Raw genomic sequence first — 3,494 nt, 5'->3', positions numbered from 1 at the left:
GGGGTGGGTCAGTAGTTGTGGTGGATCTGCCAGTAGGCCCAGGCCTGGTTGGGGCTGCCGTAGCGGCTGTTCATGTAGTCGTAGGTCCACTTGATCTGGGTGGTGGCGTTGGTCTGCCAGTCGGCGCCGGCGGAGGCCATCTTGTTGCCGGGCAGGGCCTGGCCCAGGCCGTAGGCGCCGGAGCTGGGGTTGGTGGCGGTGACGTTCCAGCCGCTTTCGTGGCTGATGATCTGGTCGAAGGAGGCGAGCTGGTCGGCGGGCACGATGCTCGCGGCGATGGCCTGGGGGGTGGCCGGGGCGGCGGAGGCGGCGGTGGGGACGACGGCGGCGCCGAACGACGGCGGCGCCGATCGCGACGATGCCGATGCCGGAGGCGAGCAGGGCGGCGGACTTGCGCATGCGGGTGGAGATCACGGGCATGTGGGAGTTCGACCTCAATCAGGTGGGGCACCTGGCCCCCCACAGGTGGTCCGTAGGCGCTGCGGCCTCACGGTCCAAGGGGGTTCGGCACCGGGGCAGCCCCACCAGGGAGTGTGGCTGCCGATTCGGGAGTCACGACACCGGACCGGGGGGTCCTGCGCCGCAACTGGCGACTGAGCCATTGTTAGCGGGCCCGGCGGCCCGTTCCAAGGACCCCTGATACGACGCCCGGTCGTAGCCAACCCACCCCCCCGGCAGCCGCGCTACCCCCACCCCGAACCGTCAAACCTCCCCCCACCCCACCCGGCCACACCACGCTGACCTGCGAAAACACCCAACACCCCGCCATCAGCCCCCGGCCGCCGGGCCAAACCCCAAAAGTCCGCCCAGCCGACTACTAGGAAGAGCAGGAGACCGTCAGGGCGCGTGAGCACCATCACCAGCCCGGTCGACGGTCAGTGACCGCCCGGCTCCAGCGGGACCCGGATCGGGCGCAGCTGCGCCCAGGTCGCGAAGATCGCGGCACCCAGCAGCATGGACAGGCCCACCCAGAGGTTCACGTTCACCCCGGCGGCCTTGGCCCGGGCCGCGGGCGAGGTGAAGGCGGCTCCCATCACGGTGAGCACGGTGCCGTAGAAGACGAAGAGCAACGCGAGGATCCAGCGCAGGTCGAACAGCCCGGCCCCCCGGCTCTTCACCGGCCGGGACGGCTGCGACGGCTCGGAGGACTGGAACGGCTCGGACGACTCGGGCATCGGGACTCCTCAGCAGCAGGGCGACTCACCAGAAGACGACATTGAGCACAGCCGCGAGCACCAGCGCCCCGACCCCGAGCAGCACCGGGTTGCGGTACCAGCCGGCGTCCTCCGCGGTCTGCTCGCCCGCGAGCGAGCCGCGCGGCGTCAGCGACCAGACCAGGCCGACCAGCTCCCGGTCCGGCTTCGGCTCGGTGCCCAGCGAGACCGCGACGCTCACCGCGATGTCCATCACGAACGCCACGCTCGCCGCGAGGAAGCTGGGCCCCTGCCCGGAGAGGTGCAGCACGTGGTGCCGGTTGAGCTGGTCCACCGTGAACGCCGCCGCGGTGCCGACCAGCAGGCCGACGCCGCCCGCCATCGGCGTGGTCCGCTTCCAGAACATGCCGAGGATGAAGGTCGCGAACAGCGGCGCGTTGAAGAAGGCGAACAGCGTCTGCAGGTAGTCCATGATGTTGTTGTAGCCACTGGCGATGAACGCGGTGCCGATCGCGATCGCGCAGCCCAGCGCGGTGACCACCCGGCCGATCCGCAGGTAGTACGCGTCCGGACGGTCCTTGATCACGTACGCCTGCCAGAGGTCGTAGGTGAAGACCGTGTTGAACGAGCTGACGTTCGCGGCCATGCCGGCCATGAACGCCGCCAGCAGACCGGTGATCGCCACACCGAGCATCCCCGACGGCAGCAGGTCGCGGATCAGCAGCTCGATCGCGTTGTTGTAGGTGACGCCGTTGGAGAGCGTCCCGCCACTCGCCTTGTACGCGGCCAGCTCCGGCGACAGCACGGCGGCGAGCATCCCGGGGATCACGATCACCAGCGCGATCAGCGCCTTCGGGTACGCGCCGATCAGCGGGGTGCGCCGGGCGGCGGACATGCTGCGGGCCGCGAGCGCGCGCTGCACCTCGGCGAAGTTCGTCGTCCAGTAGCCGAACGAGAGCACGAAGCCGAGACCGAAGACGATGCCGAGCACGGAGAGCGTCGCGTTCTCGATCCCGGTGATGTTGCTGCCCGGCCAGGCGTGCAGCTGGAGGTCGGCATCGGTGTTGGCGGCCCGGATCCGCTCGGTCAGGCCGTGCCAGCCGCCGGCCTTGTGCAGGCCGACCAGGGTGAGCGGCACCAGCATCGCGACGATCACGAAGAACTGCATCACCTCGTTGTAGACCGCCGCGGAGAGCCCGCCGAGCGTGGTGTACGCGAGCACGATCACGGCGGCGGTGACGATCGAGACCCAGAGCGGCCAGCCGAGCAGCAGGTTGACCACGGTGGCCAGCGCGTAGAGGTTGACCCCGGCGATCAGCACCTGGGCGAGCGCGAAGCTGAGCCCGTTGACCAGGTGCGCGAAGGAGCCGAACCTGCGCAGCAGGAACTCGGGCACACTGCGCACCTTCGAGCCGTAGTAGAACGGCATCATCACCAGGCCGAGGAAGACCATGGCCGGGATCGCGCCGATCCAGTAGTAGTGCACGGTCGGGATGCCGAACTGCGCGCCGTTGGCGGTCATTCCGAAGATCTCCACCGCACCGAGGTTGGCGGAGATGAACGCGAGCCCGGTGACCCAGGCGGGCAGCGAGCGCCCGGAGAGGAAGAAGTCCAGGCTGGACGAGACCGAACGCCGGGCCAGCGCGCCGATGCCGAGCACCACGGCGAAGTAGACGGCGAGCAGCACGTAGTCGATGGGCTTGGCGTCCAGCCGAAGGACCGCGGCGGCAAGGATGTTCATGGCTGGCCTCCACCCCTCGGGCGCCGGTCCCTGCCGGAGCCGGCGATTGCCGTGCCCATCCAGCCATCCGCCGACCCGCCCACCGCGACTCGTCACCCGTCGGTGGGCGGGTCGTTGATCCGAACGGCGGCACCCGGGCGACCGGCCGCCCGGCCGGTCGGGGCCGGGCAGTTGAACACACCGATCACCCGGCCGCAATCCGAACGAGGCATTGTGGCGCCCAACAGGGTGAACAGATCCGTATGCGACTAACCGTTCCGATCCGGGATGGTGCACGCTCGTCGGCATGACGGGCCGACAACAACGGCCCCCTGGAGATGGGAACAGCTATGCGTCTTCGCACCGCTCTGATCGGCTTTGCCCTGGCTGCCCTGACCGTCGCGGGGAGCGCCGGCACCGCCAGCGCCATCAGCGGTTACGCGGGCAAGTACCACAGCAGCAGCGGCACCGCCCAGGCCGGTCGTGGCCAGGCCGCCACGACCAACCAGGCCGACGGTGGCTCGATCGAGGGCTTCACCATCGGCGGCGAGTGATCCCGGGTGGTGGGGGGGGGGGGGGGGGGGAGAGAAGAAAAAAGAGAGAAAACAAACAAACCACCC

The 3,494-nt window shown here is 69.5% G+C and carries 3 protein-coding genes and 1 pseudogene; 1 reads left to right on the top strand and 3 read right to left on the bottom strand.

The annotated features are described in order from the left end of the window. Positions 1–8: 8 nt before the first annotated feature. The 3 genes and pseudogenes from AC060L_RS36120 to AC060L_RS36110 form a co-directional block, all read right to left on the bottom strand. Positions 9–362: pseudogene (locus AC060L_RS36120) on the bottom strand (aggregation-promoting factor C-terminal-like domain-containing protein); the annotation flags it as partial. A gap of 513 nt (positions 363–875) precedes the next feature. Next, complete coding sequence (locus AC060L_RS36115) at positions 876–1,175, bottom strand: hypothetical protein (protein WP_483803229.1); 300 nt, start codon at positions 1,173–1,175, stop codon at positions 876–878. Between the two features lie 25 nt (positions 1,176–1,200). Next, positions 1,201–2,895, bottom strand: coding sequence for a sodium:solute symporter family protein (locus AC060L_RS36110; RefSeq protein ID WP_483803228.1), 1,695 nt, complete (start codon positions 2,893–2,895; stop codon positions 1,201–1,203). 329 nt (positions 2,896–3,224) lie between these two features. Between AC060L_RS36110 and AC060L_RS36105 the strand changes: the two genes are divergently transcribed. Then, entirely contained in the window at positions 3,225–3,428 is a 204-nt protein-coding gene (locus AC060L_RS36105; protein ID WP_483803227.1) for a hypothetical protein, read from the top strand. The last annotated feature ends 66 nt before the right edge of the window (positions 3,429–3,494 follow it).

It is taken from the genome of Kitasatospora sp. NEAU-69, from assembly GCF_057158765.1.
This window is presented reverse-complemented; position numbering and strand designations above follow the sequence as displayed.

Excerpts from the sequence above, each read along its gene's own strand:
- AC060L_RS36110 (WP_483803228.1), bottom strand. The coding sequence starts at position 2,895 with ATGAACATCCTTGCCGCCGCGGTCCTTCGGCTGGACGCCAAGCCCATC.
- AC060L_RS36115 (WP_483803229.1), bottom strand. The coding sequence starts at position 1,175 with ATGCCCGAGTCGTCCGAGCCGTTCCAGTCCTCCGAGCCGTCGCAGCCG.
- AC060L_RS36105 (WP_483803227.1), top strand. The coding sequence starts at position 3,225 with ATGCGTCTTCGCACCGCTCTGATCGGCTTTGCCCTGGCTGCCCTGACC.